The 16,071-nt window shown below is 74.8% G+C and carries 18 protein-coding genes; 5 read left to right on the top strand and 13 right to left on the bottom strand.

Annotation, left to right across the window (positions count from 1 at the left end):
- Positions 1–127 precede the first annotated feature (127 nt).
- The 4 genes from IE245_RS03600 to IE245_RS03585 are packed head-to-tail and all read left to right on the top strand — an operon-like array spanning position 128 to position 4,504.
- Complete coding sequence (locus IE245_RS03600) at positions 128–1,504, top strand: ADP-ribosylglycohydrolase family protein (RefSeq protein WP_189945214.1); 1,377 nt, start codon at positions 128–130, stop codon at positions 1,502–1,504.
- Positions 1,501–2,421, top strand: a complete 921-nt coding sequence (rbsK, locus tag IE245_RS03595) for a ribokinase (protein ID WP_189945213.1) — start codon at positions 1,501–1,503, stop codon at positions 2,419–2,421. Before IE245_RS03600 ends, rbsK begins: the two co-directional genes overlap by 4 nt.
- Positions 2,418–3,668, top strand: a complete 1,251-nt coding sequence (locus IE245_RS03590) for a CaiB/BaiF CoA transferase family protein (protein ID WP_189945212.1) — start codon at positions 2,418–2,420, stop codon at positions 3,666–3,668. Before rbsK ends, IE245_RS03590 begins: the two co-directional genes overlap by 4 nt.
- Complete coding sequence (locus IE245_RS03585; RefSeq protein ID WP_189945211.1) at positions 3,665–4,504, top strand: HpcH/HpaI aldolase/citrate lyase family protein; 840 nt, start codon at positions 3,665–3,667, stop codon at positions 4,502–4,504. The genes IE245_RS03590 and IE245_RS03585 overlap by 4 nt, the downstream gene beginning before the upstream one ends.
- A gap of 75 nt (positions 4,505–4,579) precedes the next feature.
- On the opposite strand, the gene lgt is transcribed toward IE245_RS03585, so the two are convergent.
- The 11 genes from lgt to hisI all read right to left on the bottom strand — a co-directional run bounded on the left by lgt (position 4,580) and on the right by hisI (position 13,595).
- A complete protein-coding gene (gene lgt, locus IE245_RS03580) occupies positions 4,580–5,551 on the bottom strand; it encodes a prolipoprotein diacylglyceryl transferase (RefSeq protein ID WP_189945210.1) in 972 nt (323 codons plus the stop codon).
- Positions 5,552–5,629: 78 nt separating this feature from the next.
- Complete coding sequence (locus tag IE245_RS03575) at positions 5,630–6,451, bottom strand: DsbA family protein (protein ID WP_189945209.1); 822 nt, start codon at positions 6,449–6,451, stop codon at positions 5,630–5,632.
- Between the two features lie 77 nt (positions 6,452–6,528).
- Positions 6,529–7,344 (bottom strand): tryptophan synthase subunit alpha, encoded by an 816-nt coding sequence (gene trpA, locus IE245_RS03570; RefSeq protein WP_189945208.1) that lies wholly within the window; start codon positions 7,342–7,344, stop codon positions 6,529–6,531.
- Positions 7,341–8,624: a tryptophan synthase subunit beta gene (gene trpB / locus IE245_RS03565; RefSeq protein ID WP_189945207.1), complete on the bottom strand. Its 1,284-nt coding sequence runs from the start codon at positions 8,622–8,624 to the stop codon at positions 7,341–7,343. Before trpB ends, trpA begins: the two co-directional genes overlap by 4 nt.
- 282 nt (positions 8,625–8,906) lie before the next feature.
- Positions 8,907–9,086, bottom strand: coding sequence for a tryptophan biosynthesis modulator TrpM (gene trpM, locus IE245_RS36675; RefSeq protein ID WP_229851056.1), 180 nt, complete (start codon positions 9,084–9,086; stop codon positions 8,907–8,909).
- A gap of 67 nt (positions 9,087–9,153) precedes the next feature.
- Positions 9,154–9,963: an indole-3-glycerol phosphate synthase TrpC gene (gene trpC, locus IE245_RS03560; protein ID WP_189945206.1), complete on the bottom strand. Its 810-nt coding sequence runs from the start codon at positions 9,961–9,963 to the stop codon at positions 9,154–9,156.
- A 131-nt stretch (positions 9,964–10,094) separates the two neighbouring features.
- Positions 10,095–10,556, bottom strand: a complete 462-nt coding sequence (locus tag IE245_RS03555) for a DUF2752 domain-containing protein (protein WP_189945205.1) — start codon at positions 10,554–10,556, stop codon at positions 10,095–10,097.
- A gap of 126 nt (positions 10,557–10,682) precedes the next feature.
- Complete coding sequence (locus tag IE245_RS03550) at positions 10,683–10,937, bottom strand: HGxxPAAW family protein (RefSeq protein ID WP_189945204.1); 255 nt, start codon at positions 10,935–10,937, stop codon at positions 10,683–10,685.
- A gap of 118 nt (positions 10,938–11,055) precedes the next feature.
- On the bottom strand, positions 11,056–11,706 hold the full coding sequence (locus IE245_RS03545; protein ID WP_189945203.1) for a TIGR02234 family membrane protein: 651 nt from the start codon (positions 11,704–11,706) through the stop codon (positions 11,056–11,058).
- A 6-nt stretch (positions 11,707–11,712) separates the two neighbouring features.
- Positions 11,713–13,212, bottom strand: coding sequence for an anthranilate synthase component I (locus IE245_RS03540; RefSeq protein ID WP_189945202.1), 1,500 nt, complete (start codon positions 13,210–13,212; stop codon positions 11,713–11,715).
- Between the two features lie 11 nt (positions 13,213–13,223).
- Positions 13,224–13,595, bottom strand: coding sequence for a phosphoribosyl-AMP cyclohydrolase (hisI, locus tag IE245_RS03535; protein ID WP_189945201.1), 372 nt, complete (start codon positions 13,593–13,595; stop codon positions 13,224–13,226).
- Between the two features lie 84 nt (positions 13,596–13,679).
- On the opposite strand from hisI, the gene IE245_RS03530 reads away from it, so the two are divergent.
- Entirely contained in the window at positions 13,680–14,315 is a 636-nt protein-coding gene (locus IE245_RS03530; protein WP_189945200.1) for a TIGR03085 family metal-binding protein, read from the top strand.
- Here IE245_RS03530 and IE245_RS03525 read toward each other — a convergent pair whose 3' ends face one another.
- Together IE245_RS03525 and IE245_RS03520 are read right to left on the bottom strand one after the other, a co-directional pair.
- Positions 14,316–15,542 (bottom strand): MFS transporter, encoded by a 1,227-nt coding sequence (locus tag IE245_RS03525; RefSeq protein WP_189945199.1) that lies wholly within the window; start codon positions 15,540–15,542, stop codon positions 14,316–14,318.
- Positions 15,539–16,063 carry a winged helix-turn-helix domain-containing protein gene (locus IE245_RS03520; RefSeq protein ID WP_189945198.1) on the bottom strand — a complete coding sequence of 175 codons (525 nt, stop codon included), beginning with the start codon at positions 16,061–16,063 and terminating at the stop codon, positions 15,539–15,541. The genes IE245_RS03525 and IE245_RS03520 overlap by 4 nt, the downstream gene beginning before the upstream one ends.
- Positions 16,064–16,071 lie beyond the last annotated feature (8 nt).

Here is a 16,071-nt window from a genome sequence, read left to right as displayed (position 1 = left end):
GCCCCCTTCCCCCGCGCCGGCGCCCACCACCGACGCGTCCCGGGCGGCGGGCCCGGCACGCCCGACGGCCCCCCTCGCCCCGGCCCGCCCGGCACCCCCCGCCGGGCCCCCTGCCGTCCCCGGACCCGTGCCCGCTCTCCGTCTCACCTGGGTGCAGCCCGAGGACCTCGTCGGGCACGAGCTGCGGCTGGCCGCCGAGGACGGGCGGGACGCGCGGGACCTCGCGGCGCGCTGGTACGCCGCCGGCGGGCCGCCCGCGCCGCCCGCCGCCGGCGCCTCCGCCCACGCGCGGCCGGAGCTGCGGCCGCTCGCCGAGGAGCTGCTCGACGCGCTCGCCGCCCTCCCCTCCCCCCTCGCCGCCGACGAGCCCACCGCCCTCGACGCGATCGTCACCGCCTGCCCCGACTGGCCGGCCCCGCCGGCGCGCGGTACTCCCCCGCACGATCCCGCCCTCCGCGACCGCCTGCACGCCGCCTGGCTCGGCAGGGCCGTCGGCTGTCTGCTCGGGAAGCCCGTCGAGAAGCTGCCGCTGAACGCGATCCGGGCGCTCGCCCGGGCCGCGGGGAACTGGCCGCTCGACGACTGGTTCACCGCGCGCGGAGTGGCGCCGGAGCTGCTGGCCGCGCATCCCTGGAACCGCCGCTCCGCCCCCACCTCGCTCGCCGAGAACATCGACGGCATGCCCGAGGACGACGACCTCAACTACCCCCTCCTCGCCCTGCTCCTCCTCCGCCGCCACGGCCGCGGCTTCACCACCGCCGACGTCGCCCGCCTGTGGCTGGACGAACTCCCCGCGGGACGGACCTTCACCGCCGAGCGGATCGCCTACCGCAACCTCCTCGACGGCGTCGAACCCCCGCTGACCGCCGTCCGCCGCAACCCCTTCCGGGAGTGGATCGGCGCCCAGATCCGGGCCGACGTCCACGGCTGGACCCGCCCCGGCGACCCGGCCGGGGCCGCCGCCCAGGCCCACCGGGACGCCGTCCTCAGCCACACCGCCGCCGGCGTCCACGGCGCGATGTTCGTCGCCGCGGCCCTGGCCGCCGCCGCGGACGGCACCGGCGACGCGCACCGCGCGCTCGCCGCCGGCCTCCGCGTCGTCCCGCCCCGCTCCCGGCTCGCCGAGGCCGTCCGGTACGGCATCGCCACCGCCCGCGCCGTCCCCGCCTTCGACACCGTCGTCGACCGGCTGCACGCCCGCTACGGCGGGTACCACTGGGTCCATGCCGTGCCGAACACCGCGCTGCTCGCCGCCGCCCTCACCCACGCCGACGGCGACTTCACCCGCTCGGTCTGCGCGGCGGTCTCGGGCGGCTGGGACACCGATTCCAACGGCGCCACCGCCGGCTCCGTCGCCGGTCTCCTCGCCGGGCATCCGGACCGGCTCCCGGACCGCTGGACCTCCCCCCTGAAGAACCGGCTCTCGACCTCGGTGGCGTCCTTCGACGGCATCGGGTTCGACACCCTCGCCGACCTCACCCATCTGGAGGCAGTACGCCCATGACCAGCATCGTGGTGCTCGGGAGCACCAACATGGACCTCGTCGCGTACGTGGCGAAGGCCCCGGCCCGCGGCGAGACCGTCACCGGCCGCGCCTTCCGCACGGTCCCCGGCGGCAAGGGCGCCAACCAGGCGGTCGCCGCCGCCCGCGCCGGCGGCGAGGTCGCCATGATCGGCGCGGTCGGCGCCGACGACTTCGGCCACCGCCTCCGCGACGTCCTGGAGCACTGCTCCGTCGACACCGACCTGCTCCGCACCGTGGAGGGCGCGTCCGGCACCGCGCACATCGTCGTCGACGACGAGGGCGGCAACGCGATCGTCGTCGTCCCCGGCGCCAACGGCACCGTCACCTCCCTCAGCCAGGGCGACGAGGCCCTGATCACCGGCGCCGACCTGCTCCTCCTCCAGCTCGAACTCCCCCTCTCCGTCGTCGTCGACGGCGCCGAGCACGCCCGGCGGCGCGGCGTCCGCACCGTCCTCACCCCGGCCCCCGCCCAGCCCCTGCCGCCCGAACTCTTCGACGCCACCGACCTGTTGGTGCCCAACGAGCACGAGGCCACCGCGCTCACCGGCCGCGCCGACCCGCACGCCGCCGCCCTCGCCCTCCTCGACGTCGTCCCCGAGGTGGTCGTCACCCTCGGCGCGGCGGGCTGCCTCTACGTGGCGCGCGACGCGGAGCCGCTCACCGTGCCCGCCCCACGGGTACGGGCCGTGGACACCACCGCGGCCGGCGACACCTTCGTCGGCGCCCTCGCGGTGGCCCTCGGCGAGGGCCGTCGCATGCCCGACGCCCTGGCGTGGGCGTCCGCCGCCGCCGCGCTGTCCGTCCGGCGCGAGGGCGCCTCGACCTCGATGCCGTACCGCACCGAGATCGACGCGGCCCTCGGCTCCCCCTCGTCCCTGGAGGCCGATCCCGCATGACCGCCGCTCCCCCGTCCCTCCCCCCGTCCGTTCCCCCGCCGGGGGGACTCCCTCCCGAGAAGCCGCCGCCCCTCCAGGGGCTGCGCGTCCTCGACCTGGCGACGCTCTTCGCCGGGCCGCTGGCCGCCATGATGCTCGGCGACTTCGGCGCCGACGTCGTCAAGGTCGAGCACCCCCGCAAACCCGACCCCTCCCGGGGCCACGGCCCCGCCAAGGACGGGGTGGGCCTGTGGTGGAAGGTCCTGGGCCGCAACAAGCGGGCCGTGACCCTCGACCTGTCCACCCCCGGCGGCCGGGACGCCCTGCTGCGCCTCGCCGCCGACGCCGACGTGATCGTGGAGAACTTCCGCCCCGGCACCCTGGAGCGCTGGGGCCTCGGCTGGGAGGAGCTGTCCACGGTCAACCCCCGCCTCGTGCTCGCCCGGGTCACCGGCTTCGGCCAGTTCGGGCCGTACGCCCACCGTCCCGGCTTCGGCACCCTCGCCGAGGCCATGAGCGGCTTCGCCGCGATCACCGGCGAGCCGGACGGCCCGCCGACCCTGCCCCCCTTCGGCCTCGCCGACTCGATCGCCGCCCTCGCCACCGCGTACGCGGTGATGACGGCGCTCGCCGCCAGGACCACCACCGGCCACGGCCAGGTCGTCGACATGGCCATCATCGAACCGATGCTCTCCGTCATCGGCCCCCACCCCCTCTGGTACGACCAGCTCGGCTACGTCCAGCCGCGCACCGGCAACCGCTCCCGGAACAACGCCCCCCGCAACACCTACCGGACCTCCGACGGCTCCTGGGTGGCCGTCTCCACCTCGGCGCAGTCCATCGCCGAGCGCGTGATGCGCCTGGTGGACCGCGCCGAGCTGATCGACGAGCCGTGGTTCGCCGACGGCACGGGCCGGGCCGCCCACGCCGACGTCCTCGACGAGGCCGTCGGCTCGTGGATCGCCCGCCACACCCGCGACGAGGCGATGGCCGCCTTCGAGAAGGCGGAGGCCGCGATCGCCCCGGTCTACGACGTCCGGGACGTCCTGGCCGACCCCCAGTACCAGGCGCTCGGCACGGTCACCGAGGTCCCCGACCCGGAACTCGGCCCGATCCGCATGCAGAACGTCCTCTTCCGGCTCTCCGAGACGCCCGGCGGGATCCGCTGGGCCGGCCGGCCGCACGGCGCCGACACCGACGAGGTCCTGACCGCGGCCGGCTTCGCCCCGGCCGAGATCAGCGCCCTGCGCGCCCAGGGGGCGGTATGAGCGCCCCGGGCGTGGTGGAGAACGGCCTGCGCCGGCGCGGCAGGCTCCCCCTCACCTGGCTGTACGCCCCCGGCGACCGCCCGGAGGTGGTCGGCAAGGCGCTCCGCTCGGGCGCCGACGTCGTCATCGTGGACCTGGAGGACGCGGTCGCCCCGGACCGCAGGGCGTACGCCCTCGACGCCACCGTCGACCTGCTCTCCGACGCCCACCCGGTCCCGGTGCACGTCCGCATCCACTCCCCGCGCGACATCCCCGTCCTGGCCCCCCTCCCCGGCCTCGGCGGTCTCCGTGTGCCCAAGGTGACGCACCCCTCCGACATCCACCGGATCAGCGAGCTCGCGCCCGGCCTCCCGCTCTACCCGCTCCTGGAGAACGCCCTGGCCGTGGAGCACGCGTACGCCATCGCCACCGCCCACCCGGCGGTGCGCGGCCTCGCCCTCGGCGAGGCCGACCTCCGCGCCGACCTGGGGGTGCGCGAGGACAGCGGGCTCGACTGGCCGCGCAGCCGGATCGTGGTCGCCGCCCGGGCGGCGCGGCTGCCGCCGCCGGTGCAGTCGGTCCACGCCGACGTCGGCGACCTCGACGCGCTCGCCGCCGGCTGCGCCCGGGGCCGGGCGCTCGGCTTCCTCGGCCGGGCCGCCATCCACCCCCGGCAGCTCCCGGTGATCGAGCGGGCCTATCTGCCGACCCCGCAGGAGGTCGACGCGGCCCGCGCGGTGGTGGCGGCGGCCGAGACCGACCGGGGCGCGCTGGCCCTGGCGGACGGCCGGTTCGTGGACGCGGCGGTGGTGGCGGGCGCCCACCGGGTCCTGGCCCTCGCGGACCGCCTCCGCTGACCCGTACCCGGCCACGCGCGAGGGCCGCCGGGACCCGTTCGGTCCCGGCGGCCCTCGTGGCGCGCGGCGGGGGCGTCAGCCCTTGGCGGCCGACCCTGCGCCGTTCCCGGCGCCGTTCTCCACGTCCTCGGCGTCACCGGCGCCGTCGGAGTTCTCCGGAGCGGCGTCCCCGGCCTCGTCCGTCTTCTCCGTCTGCTCGGTCTTCCCGGTCTTCTCCGTGTCCACCGGCTTGCGGGAGCGGGGCTCGACGGTCTCCTCGCGGCCCGGGCGCGTCCGCGCCGAGAGGACCATGTAGAGGACGGCGAGGAGGAAGACGACGATCGCGGTCCACACGTTGAGCCGCAGGCCCAGGACGTGGTGGGCCTCGTCGACCCGCATGTACTCGATCCAGCCGCGGCCGGCGCAGTAGGCGGCGACGTACAGGGCGAAGGCGCGGCCGTGGCCGAGCGTGAAGCGGCGGTCGGCCCAGATGACGAGGAGGGCGACGCCGACGCACCAGAGGGACTCGTAGAGGAAGGTCGGGTGGTAGAGCCCGGCCTCGCGGTTGGCGCTCTCGGTGATCTCCAGGGCCCACGGCAGGTCGGTGGGCTTGCCGTACAGCTCCTGGTTGAACCAGTTGCCCCAGCGGCCGATGGCCTGGGCGAGGGCGATGCCGGGCGCGATGGCGTCCGCGTACGCCGGGAGCGGGATGCCCCGGCGGCGGCAGCCGATCCAGGCGCCGACGGCGCCGAAGGCGATGGCGCCCCAGATGCCGAGGCCGCCCTCCCAGATCTTGAAGGCGTCGACCCAGTTCTCACCCTCGCTGAAGTACAGCTGGTAGTCGGTGATCACGTGGTAGAGGCGTCCGCCGACGAGGCCGAACGGCACCGCCCAGACGGCGATGTCCGCGACGGTGCCGGCGGCGCCGCCCCGGGCGATCCAGCGCTTGTTGCCGAGCCAGACGGCGACGAAGACACCGAGGATGATGCAGAAGGCATAGCCGCGCAGCGGGATCGGTCCGAGGTGGAGGACACCGGTCGACGGGCTGGGAATGTAGGCAAGGTCCATGGCAGGTCCGACGCTACCCTGCCGGGCGGGCGGACCGGCAGCCCGCCCGGCAACGTCTGGGTAACTAACCCGCCGGCGCTACCCGGCCGAAGGGGAGGCCGTGCCCGGCTTCTTGCCCTTGTTGGCCTCGGCGACCCACTTCTTCAGGTTCTCCGGCGAGATCTGCTCGGAGCCCTTGGTCGGGAAGATCGATTCTCCGTTGAGCAGGACGGACGGTGTGCCGCGGAAGCCGCCGTTCTGGAAGGCCTCGTCGGACTTCTCCACCCAGCCGTCGTGCGTGCCGTCCTGGACGCAGGAGCGGAACGACGGCGTGTCGAGGCCGGGGACCTTGGCGGCCAGCTCGATCAGCTTGCCGTTGTCGCCGAAGGCGTCGTCGGTCTCCTGCGGCTGGTTCATGTAGAGCGTGTCGTGGTACGGGGTGAACTTGCCGGCGTCCTGGGCGCAGGCCGCCGCGTTCGCGGCGCGCAGCGAGCCGCTGCCGCCCATGTTGCCGTCGATGAGGGTGGCGAGGTGGTACTCGGTCTTGAGCGCCCCGGCGGCCTCCAGCTCGTGGATGGAGTCCCTCATCACGTTCTCGAACTGGGCACAGGCCGGGCAGCGGAAGTCCTCCCAGATCTGGAGGGTGGACGGGGCGTCCGCCTTCCCGGTGGGGATGGCCGGTTTGTCGCCCTCGACGGCGCCGGTGGGGGCGACGACGGGTCCGGCCTTGTCGGATCCGGAGTCCTTGTCGGCGCTCGCGGCGATCACGCCGACGACGGCGGCGAGGCCGAGGACGCCGACCACTCCCGCCGTCACGATCAGGACCCGCCGCTGCTTCTCCCGGGCCTTGTCGCGCTCGCGCTGCTGCTGGAGGCGCGCCCGCGCGCTCTTGTCACTACCGTCACGGTTCTTCTCGCTCACGCCCACAGCAACGAACCGGGGAGGCGCCTGCGCGCCTCCCCGGTCCCATGTCCACCCGAACGGACTACGTCGGGTGATCAGTCGCGGCGCACGCCGTCCGCCAGTTCGGCCGCCAGTTCCTTCACGGCGGCGAGTCCGGCGGCCTCGTCGCCGTCGGCGTCGAGGATCCGCTGGACGAAGGCCGAGCCGACGATGACGCCGTCGGCGAAGGCGGCGACCTCGCGGGCCTGGACGGCGTTGGAGACGCCGAGGCCGACGCAGACCGGGATCTTCGAGGTGACCCGGGTGCGGCGGACCAGGTCGGCGGCCTGCTCGCCGACCGACTCGCGGGTGCCGGTGACACCCATGAGGGAGGCGGCGTAGACGAAGCCGGAGCCGGCCTCGGTGATGGTGGCGAGCCGCTCGTCCTTGCTGCTGGGGGCGACGACGAAGACGGTGGCGAGACCGTGCGCGTCGGCGTGTTCCCGCCACAGCGCGGACTCCTGCACCGGCAGGTCGGGCAGGATGCAGCCGGCGCCGCCGGCCTCGGCGAGCTCCCGGACGAAGCGCTCGACGCCGTAGCGGTCGATCGGGTTCCAGTAGGTCATGACGAGGACCGGCTTGCCGGTGGCCTCGTGGGCCTCCTTCACCGTCCGCATGACGTCGGCGATCCTCACGCCGCCGCGCAGGGCGATGTCGTCGGCGGTCTGGATGACGGGGCCGTCCAGGACCGGGTCGCTGTGCGGGAGGCCGACCTCGACGATGTCGGCGCCGCCCTCGAAGGCGGCCTTGACGGCCTTGATGCCGCCGTCCACGGTCGGGAAACCGGCCGGGAGGTAGGCGATGAGCGCGGCCCGGCCCTCGGCCTTCGCCCGGTCGAGGGTGTCGCCGAGCAGCTGGATGTTGCCGGTCACTTGGCGTCTCCCTCGATCTCGGCGGTGCCGGCCCGGTCGGCGGCCACCTCCGCGTCCGTCTCGTACAGCCCGAAGTAGCGGGCGGCCGTGTCCATGTCCTTGTCGCCGCGGCCGGAGAGGTTCACGACGAGGAGCGCGTCCTTGCCGAGCTCCTTGCCGACCTCCAGGGCCCCGGCGAGCGCGTGCGCCGACTCGATGGCCGGGATGATGCCCTCGGTGCGGGAGAGCAGCCGCAGCGCCTGCATGGCGGCGTCGTCGGTGACGGCCCGGTACTCGCCGCGGCCGCTGTCCTTGAGGTACGAGTGCTCCGGGCCGATGCCCGGGTAGTCGAGGCCCGCCGAGATCGAGTACGGCTCGGTGATCTGGCCCTCGTCGTCCTGGAGGACGTACGACCGGGAGCCGTGCAGGATGCCGGGCTCGCCGGCGGTGAGGGTGGCCGCGTGCTCGCCGGTCTCGACGCCGTGGCCGGCCGGCTCGCAGCCGATGAGCCGGACGCCGGTGTCGGGCAGGAAGGCGTGGAAGAGGCCGATGGCGTTGGAGCCGCCGCCGACGCAGGCGATCGCCGCGTCGGGGAGGCGTCCGGCCCGCTCCAGGAGCTGGCGGCGGGCCTCGACGCCGATGACCCGGTGGAAGTCGCGGACCATCGCCGGGAAGGGGTGGGGTCCGGCGACGGTGCCGAAGAGGTAGTGGGTGCGGTCGACGTTGGCGACCCAGTCGCGGAACGCCTCGTTGATGGCGTCCTTGAGGGTGCGGCTGCCGGACTTCACCGCGACGACCTCGGCGCCGAGCATCCGCATCCGGGCCACGTTGAGGGCCTGGCGCCGGGTGTCGACCTCGCCCATGTAGATGGTGCAGTCGAGGCCGAAGAGGGCGCAGGCGGTGGCGGTGGCGACGCCGTGCTGGCCGGCGCCGGTCTCGGCGATGACCCGGGTCTTGCCCATGCGCTTGGTCAGCAGGGCCTGGCCGAGCACGTTGTTGATCTTGTGCGAGCCGGTGTGGTTGAGGTCCTCGCGCTTGAGGAAGATCCGGGCGCCGCCGGCGTGCTCGGCGAACCGGGGCACCTCGGTGAGGGCGCTCGGGCGGCCGGTGTAGTTCGCCATGAGGTCGCCGAGCTCGCGGGCGAACTCGGGGTCGTTCTTGGCCTTCTCGTACTCGACGGCGACCTCGTCGACGGCGGCGACGAGGGCCTCGGGGATGAACTTGCCGCCGAAGGCGCCGAAGTAGCCCTCGGGCGACGGGACCAGACCCTCCGGGTCCGGGATGAAGAACTCGCTGGTCATGCTGATGCTGCTCCTCGCGGGGCGATGCGGTCGTGAAAGGACGTGACTCGCTTCGTACGCGCGCGCGTGGCGACTGCGGCCGCCGCCGCTCCGTCGTGGGCAGTCGTTCCGCTCGGGGCCCCTGGACGAAGACCTCGGGGGAGGAACGGGCGGGCACGACGGAACGGCACCTTCGCGGTGCCTCCGCACCTGCGCCTGGACCCGCACCCGTACGGAGCCGTACGGCGGGTGCGGGTTCAGACGCGGAAAGCCTGGGCCCGGCAGGGGCGCCGCATCAGCGGACTACAGGCCTGCGCGCGTGTCGGAGGAGGCGCGCCATCGCATGCCCGGGACCGTGCCCGGTTCGGAGCCGATGCAGTGGCGGACCCGGCGGCCGTGGACCCGGCGGGCGGGCGCCCGGCAGCCCCGGGGCCGGCAGCCCCGGGCGAGCCGCGCGTGGGGCACCACGGCGACCGCGCGCATGCCGACGGGCCCGCGGGCTGCGGAGCCCGGGGCGGTCGGCACGGCGCGGCGCGGGGTCACGGTCGGTTCAGCTCCGCCCGTGCCGCAGGGCGGGGTGCGTGCCGGCGGCGACCAGGTCGGCGACGGCGGTCTTCGGGTCGCGGCCGGTGACCAGCGACTCGCCGACCAGCACCGCGTCGGCGCCGGCGTTGGCGTAGGCGATGAGGTCGTGCGGGCCGCGGACGCCGGACTCGGCGACCTTGACGATGCCGGCCGGGATCTCCGGGGCGACGCGCTCGAAGGTGGAGCGGTCGACCTTGAGGGTCTTGAGGTCGCGGGCGTTGACGCCGATGATCCGGGCGCCGGCGTCGACCGCGCGCTCGACCTCCTCCTCGTCGTGGACCTCGACGAGCGGGGTGAGTCCGATGGACTCGGCGCGCTCGATGAGGGAGACGAGGGCCTCCTGCTCCAGGGCCGCGACGATGAGGAGCGCGAGATCCGCTCCGTACGCCCGGGCCTCCCAGAGCTGGTAGGCGGTGACGATGAAGTCCTTGCGCAGGACCGGGATGTCCACCCGGGCGCGCACGGCCTCCAGGTCGGCGAGCGAGCCGCCGAAGCGGCGCTGCTCGGTGAGGACGGAGATGACGGCGGCGCCGCCCGCCTCGTAGTCGGCGGCGAGCCCCGCCGGGTCGGCGATGGCCGCGAGGGCTCCCTTGGACGGGCTGGAGCGCTTGACCTCGCAGATCACCGTGACGCCGTCGCCGCGCAGCGCGGCCACCCCGTCCTTGGCCTGCGGGGCCTTGGCGGCCCGCTCCTTGAGCTCGTCGAGGGAGACCCGCGCCTGCCGCTCTGCGAGGTCGGCGCGCACGCCTTCGATGATCTCGTCGAGCACACTCACGCGAGAGGCCCCCTTCCGGGACGGTGACGGTTCCACGGAACCTGAATGAACACGGTTCAGCCATGTCGATGGTATCCGCAGCGGGGCCTCTGATCCGCATCGAGCGGCGCGGCGTCCCACAAGCTGGGACTTCAGGGGACCAGCGCGGAGCCGGCGGGAAGGTTCCGGACCACCGTGAAAAGGGCGGTCAGCGCCCCGATCGTCCACCACGAGGCGGGCCTCGGGACGATCCGGGTCGGCCTGCCGCGGACGGCGTGAACCAGCCAGACCGCCATGAGGACCGCGCAGACGGCGTAGCCGGCGACGGCGAGGGCGTTGGCACCGAGGGCGGTCGCGAGGTCGCCGTGGGCGACGGCGTGGGCGCTGCGCAGACCGCCGCAGCCGGGGCAGTACAGGCCGGTGAAGCGGAGCAGCGGGCAGACCGGGTAGTGACCGGGCTCGTTGGGGTCGACGAGGCCGACGTACGTGAAGGCGGCGCCGGCGCCGGCGAGGGTGGCGAGCGGGGCGAGCAGCCGCCGCCCGAGCGGCCTGCGCCGGAACTCCTCGGCCTCGTGGGGCCGGGGGGCGGTCTGGGGGGTGGGCTCGGCGGTCACGCCGTGATTGTCGCCCGGGCCGCCCGGGGACGCACGACGGCGCGGCCCGGCCGTGCCGGACTGCGCCGTTCGTGTGGCTCCGGGCCCGCGCGTGTCACGCGGGGGTCCCGGACACGGGGCCGGGTGTCAGGCGCGGGACCTGATCGCGGCGGTCGCGGACTCGCGGGCCGAGGCGACGGCCTGGGACTCCTTGGGCATGCCGAGACCGGCGATCTTCATCGCGCCGCCGACGACACCGCCGAGGACGACGACGCCGATGCCGGCCCAGAAGCCGGGGATGTTCGCCGCCACCATGAAGACTCCGGCGATGCAGAAGCCGATGAAGGAGATGATGACACCGGTCCAGGCGGCCGGGGTGTGTCCGTGGGCGCTGCCCGCCATGAGTTGCTCCTCGTAGATGTTGCTCGGTGGTGACGTCGAAGATGACGGCCGTCATGTGATGACGGCGTCATTCTTCCGCACATGACCCCGCGGGGGTGACTCGGGGGGTCCCGGACGATCACGCGTCGTGCGTCGGGTCCTCGCCGCGGTCGAGCGCCTTCCACAGGTCCTCGGGGCGGTCGGGGTCGCCGGTGGCGGGCCGGCGGGCCGGCCGGGGGGCGCCGGAGCGCTCGTAGCGGCCGCCCATCGCGGGCCAGCTCTTGCCGTAGCGGAGGGCGAAGAGGCCGGCGAGGAGGATGAGGAGGGCGCCGGCGGCGGCGACGTACGGCCAGGCCGTATGGGTGAGGCCGGCGACGGCCGCGGCGGTGTCGCCGCTGATCCGGGCGGCCTCCGCGTCGAGGGCGGCGCTGTCGGAGGCGCCGAGGAAGGCGGCGAGGGCGGCGCCGGCGCCGCTGAGCGCGAGGAGCCCGGCGACGAGGGTGCGGCCGGTGCGGCGGACGGCGAAGACGGCGACGAGGGCGGCGAGTCCGACGATCGCGAGGGCGGTCGGGACGCCGGTGACGGTGCCGCCGTCGGCCTCGACGGGGACGGTGCCCCCGGCGACCGACGCGGTGCCCTCGGCCCAGATCTGGCCGGCGGAGAGCAGTACGACGGTGGCTCCGAGGGCACCGAGGAGCAGGGCGACGGCGAGGCTCCGCCGGCCGCCGGAGGTGACGGCCGCGCGGGCGGCTCGGGGCTGGGGTACGGGTACGGCACTCACGTACCCCACTATCCCCTACGGCTGCGATGAACCTTTCATCCGGTTGGCGGTGTGGACGGCGCGGAGGACGGCGGCGGCCTTGTTGCGGCACTCGGCGTCCTCGGCGGCCGGGTCGGAGTCGGCGACGACGCCCGCGCCGGCCTGGACGTAGGCGGTGCCGTCGCGCAGGAGCGCGGTGCGGATGGCGATGGCGGTGTCGGCGTCCCCGGCGAAGTCGAGGTAGCCGACGCAGCCGCCGTACAGTCCGCGCCGGGACGGCTCCAGCTCCTCGATGATCTGCATCGCGCGGGGCTTGGGCGCGCCGGAGAGGGTGCCGGCGGGGAAGCAGGCGGTGAGGACGTCGAAGGCGGTCTTCCCCTCGGCCACCCGGCCGGTGACGGTGGAGACGATGTGCATGACGTGGGAGTACCGCTCGATCGACATGAAGTCGACGACCTCGACGGAGCCGGGGGCGCAGACCCGGCCGAGGTCGTTGCGGCCGAGGTCGACGAGCATGAGGTGCTCGGCGCGCTCCTTGGGGTCGGCGAGCAGTTCCTCGGCGAGGTCGTGGTCCTCCTGCGGGGTGGCGCCGCGGTGCCGGGTGCCGGCGATGGGGTGGAGCATCGCCTGCCCGTCCTCGACCTTGACGAGGGCCTCGGGGCTGGAGCCGACGACGTCGAAGCCGTTCTCGAAGCGGAAGAGGTACATGTACGGGGACGGGTTGGTGGCCCGCAGGACCCGGTAGACGTCGAGCGCGGAGGCGGTGCAGGGGGTCTCGAAGCGCTGCGAGGGGACGACCTGGAAGGCCTCGCCGGCCCGGATCCGCTCCTTGATGTCCTCGACGGCGTCCTGGTAGGCGGGGCCGCCCCAGAGCGCGGAGTACCCGGGGAGCTCGGAGGGCGGGAGGGCGGCGGGGGTGGTGGCGACGGGGCGGGCCAGGTCGGCCTCCATCGCGTCGAGGCGGGCGACGGCGTGGGCGTGCGCCTCGTCGACGCCGGTCTCCAGGTCGTTGTGGTTGATCGCGTTGGCGATCAGCAGGACCGAGCCGTCCCAGTGGTCGAGGACGGCGAGGTCGCTGGTGAGCAGCATGGTGAGCTCGGGGAGCTCCAGGTCGTCGCGGGTGGAGTCGCCGATGCGCTCCAGGCGGCGGACGATGTCGTAGCCGAGGTAGCCGACCATGCCGCCGGTGAACGGCGGCAGGTCGCCGGCCAGGTCGCGCGGGGTGTGGAGGGTCTCGACGGTGGCGCGCAGGGCGGCGAGCGGGTCGCCGTCGACGGGGACGCCGACGGGCGGGGTGCCGAGCCAGTGGGCCTCGCCGTCCTTCACCGTGAGCGTGGCGTCGCTGCGGACGCCGATGAAGGAGTAGCGGGACCAGCTGCGGCCGTTCTCCGCGGATTCGAGGAGGAAGGTGCCGGGGCGTTCGCCGGCGAGCTTGCGGTAGAGCCCGACCGGGGTGTCGCCGTCCGCGAGGAGCCTGCGGCTGACGGGGATGACGCGGCGGTCGGCCGCCAGCTTGCGGAAGGTCTCGAGATCCATGGCGCCAGACCCTACTCGGATGCGGGAAGGAGCACGTCGGCGTCGAAGCAGGTGCGGGCGCCGGTGTGGCAGGCGGCGCCGGTCTGGTCGACCGTGACGAGGATCGTGTCGGCGTCGCAGTCGAGCGCGACCGACTTGACGTGCTGGACGTGCCCGGAGGTGTCGCCCTTGACCCAGTACTCGTTCCGGCTGCGGGACCAGTAGGTGCAGCGGCCGGTGGTGAGGGTGCGGTGCAGGGCCTCGTCGTCCATCCAGCCCAGCATGAGCACCTCGCCGGTGTCGTACTGCTGGGCGATGGCCGGGATCAGGCCGTCGGCGCCGCGCTTGAGGCGGGCGGCGATGGCCGGGTCGAGGGCGCTGGGGGTCCGGGGCGTGCTGCTCATGCCGCCATTGTGCCGTGGCGCGGGGGCGCGCCCGGCCGGGTGTCCACTGGGCGGACGGCGCGGCGAGATCGTACGCTGGCGGTCATGTCGACCCATGCCAAACGTGAACGGCTTCTGCTCGCTGATCTGTTGGAGGCGGCCGGTCCCGACGCCCCGACGCTGTGCGAGGGCTGGCGGACCCGGGACCTCGCGGCGCACGTGGTGGTGCGGGAGCGGCGCCCCGACGCGGCGGCCGGGACGCTCGTGCCCGCGCTGAAGGAGCGCCTGGAGCGGGTGCAGGAGGAGTTCGCCGCGAAGCCGTACGAGGAGCTGATCCGGCTCATCCGTACGGGTCCGCCGCGCTTCTCCCCGTTCACGATCAAGCAGGTGGACGAGGGCGCGAACGTCGTGGAGTTCTACGTCCACGCCGAGGACGTCCGGCGGGCCCAGTCCGGCTGGTCGGCCCGCGAGCTGGACCCGGTCTTCTCGGACGCCCTCTGGTCCCGCCTGGAGAAGGCCGCCCGCCTCCTCGGCCGCAAGGCCCCGGTGGGCCTGGTACTGCGCCGCCCGAACGGCCAGACGGTGGTCGCGCACAAGGGGACCCCGGTGGTGACGGTCTCCGGGGAGCCGGCCGAGCTGACGATGTACCTGTACGGGCGTACGGAGGTGGCGAAGGTGGGCCTGGAGGGCGACCCGGACGCGATCGAGCTGCTGGGCACGACGAAGCAGCTGGGGCTCTAGCTAGGGCTTCGGGAGTTCGGCGCGGCGGACGGCGCGGACCGCGAGGGCGTACACGCCGGAGAGGGCGCAGACGGCGGCGCTGACGGCGAAGACCGGGCCGGTCCCCCAGAGGCCGATCGCCGCGCCGGTGACCGGATAGCTCAGTGGTGCGATGCCGAGGCTGCCGAGGCCGGCGACGGCGCTCACCCGGCCGAGGTACGCGGGGTCGCACTCGGTCTGGATCAGGGCGTTGCACAGGGCTCCGGAGAGTCCCGCGAACAGGCCGACGGTGAGGGCGGTGAGGACGGCGAGGGCGAGCTGGGGCAGGTGGGCGAGGGCGCCGATCGCCACGGCGCCGATCACCATGGTCCAGCCCATGACGAGGCCGGTCCGGGGGACGTGTCCCCTGACGGTCAGCAGCAGGGACGCGGCGCCCGCGCCGACGCCGAAGCCGGCGAGGACCCAGCCGATGCCGGAGGCGCCCCAGCCGCGCTGTTCGGCGAGGACGGCGAGGCCGACGTTGAGGGGGCCGGTGAAGCCGAGGTCGCTGAGGAGCACGACGAGCATCAGCGGGCCGAGCACCGGGTGGCCGCGGAGGTGGCGCAGGCCGTCGGCGAGGCCGCGCGGGGCGGTGCCGTCCGGGGCGTCCTCGCGGGGCAGCGGGCGGAGCCGGAGCGCGGCGAGCAGGGGCAGGGAGCACGCGAAGAGGGCGCCGGCGACGGCGAAGGCGTTCGCGGTGCCGCCGACGGCGACGGCGAGGCCGCCGAGCGGGGCGCCGACGACGGTGCCCGTCCGGTGGGCGATGCCGCGCATGCCCTGGACGCGGGCGAGCTGGTCGCGGTCGGCGATCCGGGGCGGCAGGGCGCCGACGGCCGGCAGGAAGAGGGCGTCGACGGTGCCGAAGACGAGGGCGACGGCGGCGAGCGCCCCCAGGCCGGGGGAGGCGAGGAAGAGGGTCGCCGCGAGGCCGAGGGTGACCAGGCAGCGGACGGTGTCGGAGGCGAGGACGACTCGGCGCGGGCCGAAGCGGTCGGCGATCACCCCGCCGAAGAGCATGAGCAGCGCGCGGGGCACGGCCGCGACGGCCATGACGAGCCCCGCCTGGGCGGGGGTGCCGCCGCTGACGGCGGCCCAGGAGAGGGCCAGGCAGAAGACGCTGTCGCCGAGGGTGGAGGCGGTGTAGGCGCCGAGCCGGCGCAGGACCTGGGGGCTGCGGCGGGCGGGGCGGGCCTCGACGACGGCGGTCACGGGCGGTAGGGGAAGCCGTGGAGATGGACGGCGACGTTCTCGCGGCCCTCGGTGTCGCCGGCGGCCTCGGCGGCGCGGGCGGCCTGGTCGTACTTGCGGAGGACGGCCTCCAGCTCCGCGCCGAGGGCGGCGAGTTCGGCGGCGGTGAGCCGGGGCAGCCATTCGGAGCTGATCGAGGCGGAACGCCAGGCGTCGGACCAGGTGAGGCGCTCGTCGAGGAAGCGGGTGTGCATCTCGGCCCGCTGCTCGCTGACGGTACGGCCGAAGGCGGCGCTGGCCGCGGCGAGTTCGGGGGCGTCCTTGACGTCCTCCTCGTGGATTCCGAAGCCGTAGGAGCTGGGCTGCCACCAGCGTTCGCGGCCGTCGGCGGACTGCGTCTCGGCCTCCTCGATGAGCCCGCCGTCGGCGAGCTTGCGCAGGTGGTAGCTCACCAGGGAGACGGCTTCGTCGACCTGGTCGGCGAGCTGGGAGGCGGTCGCGGTGCGGGCGACGAAGAGGGCCCCCGAAGGGGCCCTCCCCACAAGCGGAG

Origin of the sequence: Streptomyces roseolus, assembly GCF_014649855.1 — a bacterium.
Taxonomy (GTDB): domain Bacteria; phylum Actinomycetota; class Actinomycetes; order Streptomycetales; family Streptomycetaceae; genus Streptomyces; species Streptomyces roseolus.
This window is presented reverse-complemented; position numbering and strand designations above follow the sequence as displayed.